We start from the raw sequence: 6,397 nt of genomic DNA on the forward strand, positions 1-6,397 counted from the left end.
GGCGTAGCACTATTTTCTAGTGCGACAGCCCCATTTATATTTATTTAGTTATACTATAATTTATGTTGTTATTTTAATTTCATATGAAGTATAGGGAAAGTATGCAAGTATAACAATAGATGAGATTGTAATTAAGTCACCATCTAACAGAACATTTTTAGACGAATATAGAAAACTTAAAAAAGAAAAGAGGAGTAGACAAGAATTTATTAATGATTATATATAAAATAAATGAATTATAATTTTATTAATGATATAATAATAATTAACAAAAAATAGAAAAGGAACGAGTTCATGTTTGATGGTATACACTCAATTTCTCAACAATAAAACAATAGAGTCAATTAAGGATACTAAAGTCTAATTAACACATAAACATATAGGATAAATATATCTTTTTAATATATTAATTATTTTAGATTTACAAAAAATGTAAATACATAGTTTGTTAAATCTTGATTGAACCTTAAGTAATAGGGGAGAAAAAATGACTTGTTCAAAGGCAAAGAATATACTATTAAATGATATAAGTAACTTAGAGATAATACATAGTAAGTCAAAAGGATTATATAGTATTAGTAAGTAAAAAGAATAAAAACTTACATAATGCACTATAAAATAAATGAGTTAGAAAATAAATATAATGAGCTTATAGATAACAAAGCAAATGTTTATGTAAGCCACAATACTTTTTATAAACCACAAAGAAGTATTGAAGATATAGATTATTACAACACAAATTATACAAAATATAATTTATATAATAAAGTAGTACAAAAAGGAGTATTTATGTTTGGATATGTTAAAATAAACAAAATGGATTTAACATTTAGAGAATATGACCATTACAAAGCTTACTATTGTGGATTATGTAAATATTTAAAAAGAAATCATGGAGAAATTTCTAGATTTTCTCTGAATTATGATATAACATTTTTAATTGTTTTATTAACAGCAGTATATAACCCAGAGTCTATAAGTACAGAGGAAGCATGTATAGTCAATCCATTTAAAAAGAAAAAGGTAATTACAAATGATATTACAGAATATGCAGCAAGTATGAATATTCTTTTAACGTATTATAAATTGGAAGATAATTTAATGGACGATAAACGCATAAAAGATAAATTAGCATATTATATATATAAAAACAAATTAAATTTAGCATATGAAAAGTATCCTAAAAAAGCAGAGTATATAAAACAACAGCTAAATGAATTAAATAAGTTAGAAAAGGACAAAAATATAAATATAGATGAAGTATCTAGTGTATTTGGTAATATAATGGGTGAAGTATTTGCCTACAAAAAAGATGAAAACGAGAGAAACTTAAGAATGATAGGCTTTAATATAGGTAAGTATATATATCTACTAGATGCCTATGAAGATTTAGATGAAGATTTTAAAAAAGGAAGATACAATCCATTTATAGAGTATATAGATAAAAATGATGAGTTAAAAGAAAAAGTAAAAAAAATAATTGTGACATCATTAGGTTTTTTAGCTAGAGGGATTGATAATTTAAATCTAAATAAAAATGTTGGAATAATAGAAAATATAATTTATTCTGGTGTTTATTTAAGATATATGAATATATTAGAAAGCAGAGGTGGAAAGAATGTACAGTAATACTTATAATAATGAAAATTTTATGAGAGCAAGAGCTTTTATAGAAAATAGTGAATTTAAAAAATCATATGATTTTTTAAAGACTTTGACTGACAAATGTGCAGAATGGTATTATCTAACTGGTTTTTCTGCAATGAACATAGGATATTATGAAGAAGGTGAAGACTTCTTAAAAAGAGCAAAATTTATGGAACCTGAAAATAGCGAATATAGTGATGCACTTAGAAGTTATACACAATATAGAAATGAATATAACAACAGAGCTGACAATTATAATAGAAGAAGACGTAATGATTTAGATGGATGTTGCTGTTGCTGTGATGATTGTTGTTGTTGTCTAGGTGACGATTGTTGTGAAAACTGTGCTAAGCTTTGGTGTTTAGATTCATGCTGTGAATGTTTTGGTGGAGATTTAATAACTTGTTGTTAGGATGATAAATATGAGTATAAAAGTTGCTTATGGAGGAGTTTTATTAGCATTAAATGTGATATTGTTGACTCTTACAAATATTATTCCTGTAAATACATTGTTTATTATGGGTTTAGCATCACTTTTAGTATCAATTGTAATAATGGAATGGGGATTTAAAAGTGGAATTGCTTTTTATATAGGTTCTATAGCTTTAGGATTTATAGTGATGGCAAGTAAGTCTCAATGGATTGTATATTCACTTACTTTTGGAATATATGGTATTGTAAAATATCTTATAGAAAAAGATAGGTCAATATATATTGAGTATTTTTTGAAATTAGTATTTGCAAATATAATGTTACTTATATTGTATTTTTTATTAAGGACAATAGTTTATATACCAATAAATATTTTTATTATAGGTTCATTTGAGATAGCTTTTATAGTATATGACTATGTTTATAGTTCTTTTATAGGTTATTACAATAATAGGTTAAGAAAGATGCTATTTAAAAAATAACAGTTGATTTTTATATTTAATATATACTTAGTGTAATATAAAAAAGCTTTGATTTTTAGTCAGAGCTTTTTTATATTAGATATAATATAAGTTTTTAAAATAGATAATATAGATTAAATATCCACTATATTTACATCTGTAGCTAAAGAATAAATAATATCCTTTCTTTCTACTATTATCTGAACATTCTTAGAAATTTCATCATCAAGTGATATTTGGGATAAAAGTTCCTTTGTTGGATTTATTGCAATTGGATTTCCAACTCTTTTTAACATATTTATATCACCATTAGTATCACCATAGGCATATGAGTTTGATAAGTCTAAATCATATTTTGCAACAAAATTGTTTATAGCATTATTTTTACTTATAGAATCCCACATTGGAATAACTGTTCCTGTAAATATATCATTTTCAAATACATAATTACTTCCTAGAAAATCAGTTACATTATATTTTTTTGCCATTTTTTCAACTAGAAACCCAGGGCTACCAGATATAAATATAACTATATGCCCTTGATTTAGATGCCACTCAATCCTTGAGCGTGTGTATTTATAAACCCTATCTGCTTTTAATTTGATTACTTGGTCACTTGTAAAGTTAATACAGGTTTTATCTAATCCTTTTAATGAATCAACATAAAGGTCACATATTTCTAATAGATAATCATCATAATTACCTTGTCTTTTATCCCAATCCATAAAAGTGTCTCTAGCGTGTTTATACCAATTTTTTTGGTCAATTATATCGTATTTAATTAATTTCTTAAAATGTTCAACCATAAGAGAGTCTCTATAAAGAGTACCATCTATATCAAAAAAAGCTGCTATATTTTTCATCATAAGACCACCTCAATTAATCATTTCCTTATATTATATTATAAATTGTACCTAAGTTGTTAAAATATATGTATAATAATTTATATATTAAAAAACAAGTATTTTAAAGTTTAAAGGATGTGACTATATGAATTTTAATTTTGCAAAGGCTACGAATTCTAGACTTATGGGTAGTTTAGGTCTTATAATAAATTGGATAGATGATGAAAATAATCATTTTTGTCAATATTTTTTATTGGATGCAGAGGGATTAGGTTTGGCAGATTATGTGAGTTTAAAAAATCCAACACAAGAAGAAGCTTATATGGAAGAAGAAAGATTGATGGGAGGGTTTGGTTCAGATAGAGTTGAATTAACGAAGGATGAATCTTTATTTTTAGTATCTTATTTTGGTAATAAGAATCTTTATTATGACAAGTTATTGCCAGGAGATAAATGTGAGTATATTGATATTGTAAAAAATTATAAAACAGACTTAACTATAGAAAAATTATATAATAAGATATGTAAAAGAGTTTATGAAGAAGTTGAATTTATAAACTATATGACCATGAGATTTATAGCATGGGATAGAGAAAGTCTAAAGTATTTTTCTGGAAGTGATGAGATTGCAAATATGCATATTACAAATATAAATGGAACATTACTTAAAAATGTAGTAAGTGATAAAGGTCAAGGTCGATATATAAGTGAAGCTTTATATGAAGATAATGATGGATATTATATGTGTAAAATTGCTTTTTGTATAAGTAAGTGTCATGAAACTGGTTTTAGAATTAATTCTCTATTAGTGACAGATAAAGAACCTATGTATGATTTTGAGGTATTTGATGAGATTTCTAAGAGTGAATTTGTAAGTGTATATAGTGTAAATTCACCTGAGGAGTTTGCAAGAGTATTTTATAGAGAAAATCCATTCTTATTAAAAAGTGATATGAATGAAGGTATATTTTTTACTAGATTTAATTTTAATAATGACCATGTTAAAGAAAATGTATATGTAATAAATAATGATATGAAAGCTATATATTACTTAATGGGAAATAAGTTTTTTATTGGTACTTATAATGAAAGTGATTGCAATTGTATTAATGAAATAAGTCAATATAACTATAGTAAATATATTAAGTTTGAAGAGAATTTTTTCTTTGAACAAAATGCATTGTATGATTTTGCAGAATCAGGTTCAATAGATTTTGATGATTTTTTAGAATAATAATTTTAGGCATTATTTAAGCGAGATTAACTGAATTTAATCTCGCTTAAATTTATTTCTATAATATTGGGGGAATATTATGAGGAATACATTTATTATTGTGGTCAATTATTAAAAATTTATACAGTTTATTAAAAAAAAATAAAAAAATTTATAACTTTCCTCATGTTATTTGCCAATATTAATTTTTGGTATATTTTATATGTAGGTGTTGATTTGTAAGATGTTATATATTTTGCTTATTAACCTCTATTTTTTAGTGAATATGCTAGAGTCATACCAGTTATCAAAATGGATAAATTTAAATGGTTGATGTATATCAATTGCATTTTTAGGACAGTTATAAATACACCTCATACACAGGCAACAATTCCAATTAAATTTAACATTATCTTTTGTAACATTTATATTATGCTTAGGACAATTATTAGCACATTTAGAACAGTGTGTACAATTGTTTTTAACGTAGAAAAACTTACCTAAAATATGAGCTCCATACCATTCTGACCTACCAACAAAAGAGAGTATTTTTACTAAAGTGCTACTATTTGGGAGGTATGAAATTCGATTTATTAAATTATGTACAGTAGTAGGTATTTCTTTATCTGCTTTATCAATAAGCTCTCTTGTTTTTATATCATCATATTTGACCATGAAATTTGATGGCATAGCAAATAATTTGTTATAAAATACTTTGAAACCTTTAGAATCTAATTTTTTGATTAGCAAATTTGATGAAGCATAATTTATATAACTGTCTTCACCAGCTGTGTGTATTACAAATGCATCCATAGAGTGTGTATTAGGCAATTTTTTTACAAAGTCTAATACAATTTGAGGTGCATTAAATGAATGCACAGGATAGGCTATTCCTACTATATCATACGATGTTAAACGGATTTCAGATGTCTTGATATTTTCAATTTTTATACATTCGACACAAATCTGTTTATTTTCAAATTCTTGTTTTACTTTATTAATTATATATTCTGTCATTCCAGTTCCAGAAAAGTAAAATATACATAATTTGTACAAAGTAACACCTCCTATAAATAAAATAGTCACTTGCTATAGTCATTATAACATAGAGCTAATTAACTTGATAGAAAACCAAAGGGATTTGCATGTTTAGTATTTTTATAATTATAGAATTAAATAATAGTTGTAGTATGTAGTGATATTTTACTAACATTAATTTAATTTCATTAATATACATTGTAAATGGCTAATATAACTTTAAATGAAAAAATCAGATAAAATTTAATTTTATCTGATTTTTTCTATATTTATATTATTAGATTATGTTAATATTTGTTGACCGAATAAAAGTATATTCAGTCAACTTTCTATACCTATAATAATATTGGGGGAATATTATGAGGAATACATTTATTATTATGACCAATTATTAATGCTTTATACAACTTACTTGAAAAAATATATATTACATTTCTTCCTCATCAAATTCCTCTATATTAGTAGTTTGTGGTATACCTTGTATAGACATATTACTAGAGCCATAAGGAGTCGGGTATATATTAGGTGGCATAGTACTAGGCATAACCACAGGCATACCTTGCATTGTATTATGACATATAACACCTGGTATCATCATAAGTACATTAGGAGGCATATTTTGATTGCATGAAAAGTTAGGAATACCCATATTATTATTTATGTTGCCAGACATATTGTTAGGCATACCCGTATTACCATACATATTATTATTTATATTGCCAGACATGTTGTTAGGCATACCCATGTTATTATTCATATTA

6 protein-coding genes and 1 pseudogene are annotated in these 6,397 nt (G+C 25.0%); 4 read left to right on the forward strand and 3 right to left on the reverse strand.

The features are described 5' to 3' along the window. Positions 1–789: 789 nt before the first annotated feature. From KGF39_RS18595 to KGF39_RS18605, 3 genes are read left to right on the forward strand one after another with little or no spacing between them, the layout of a single operon-like run. Positions 790–1,629 carry a DUF5685 family protein gene (locus KGF39_RS18595; protein ID WP_227823455.1) on the forward strand — a complete coding sequence of 280 codons (840 nt, stop codon included), beginning with the start codon at positions 790–792 and terminating at the stop codon, positions 1,627–1,629. After that, a complete protein-coding gene (locus KGF39_RS18600; protein ID WP_227823450.1) occupies positions 1,619–2,059 on the forward strand; it encodes a hypothetical protein in 441 nt (146 codons plus the stop codon). The genes KGF39_RS18595 and KGF39_RS18600 overlap by 11 nt, the downstream gene beginning before the upstream one ends. A gap of 10 nt (positions 2,060–2,069) precedes the next feature. Beyond that, positions 2,070–2,561, forward strand: a complete 492-nt coding sequence (locus KGF39_RS18605; RefSeq protein WP_227823451.1) for a hypothetical protein — start codon at positions 2,070–2,072, stop codon at positions 2,559–2,561. A gap of 113 nt (positions 2,562–2,674) precedes the next feature. On the opposite strand, the gene KGF39_RS18610 is transcribed toward KGF39_RS18605, so the two are convergent. Next, positions 2,675–3,403 carry an HAD-IB family hydrolase gene (locus tag KGF39_RS18610; protein WP_227823452.1) on the reverse strand — a complete coding sequence of 243 codons (729 nt, stop codon included), beginning with the start codon at positions 3,401–3,403 and terminating at the stop codon, positions 2,675–2,677. A 127-nt stretch (positions 3,404–3,530) separates the two neighbouring features. Here KGF39_RS18610 and KGF39_RS18615 point away from each other — a divergent pair, with 127 nt between their 5' ends. Then, positions 3,531–4,619 (forward strand): hypothetical protein, encoded by a 1,089-nt coding sequence (locus KGF39_RS18615; protein ID WP_227823453.1) that lies wholly within the window; start codon positions 3,531–3,533, stop codon positions 4,617–4,619. A gap of 249 nt (positions 4,620–4,868) precedes the next feature. On the opposite strand, the gene KGF39_RS18620 is transcribed toward KGF39_RS18615, so the two are convergent. Both KGF39_RS18620 and KGF39_RS18625 read right to left on the reverse strand, forming a co-directional pair. Then, entirely contained in the window at positions 4,869–5,654 is a 786-nt protein-coding gene (locus KGF39_RS18620; protein WP_227823454.1) for an EFR1 family ferrodoxin, read from the reverse strand. Between the two features lie 409 nt (positions 5,655–6,063). After that, positions 6,064–6,397, reverse strand: a pseudogene (locus tag KGF39_RS18625) (hypothetical protein); the annotation flags it as partial.

The sequence above is a fragment of the Clostridioides sp. ZZV14-6345 genome (assembly GCF_020657775.1).
GTDB lineage: Bacteria > Bacillota > Clostridia > Peptostreptococcales > Peptostreptococcaceae > Clostridioides > Clostridioides difficile_D.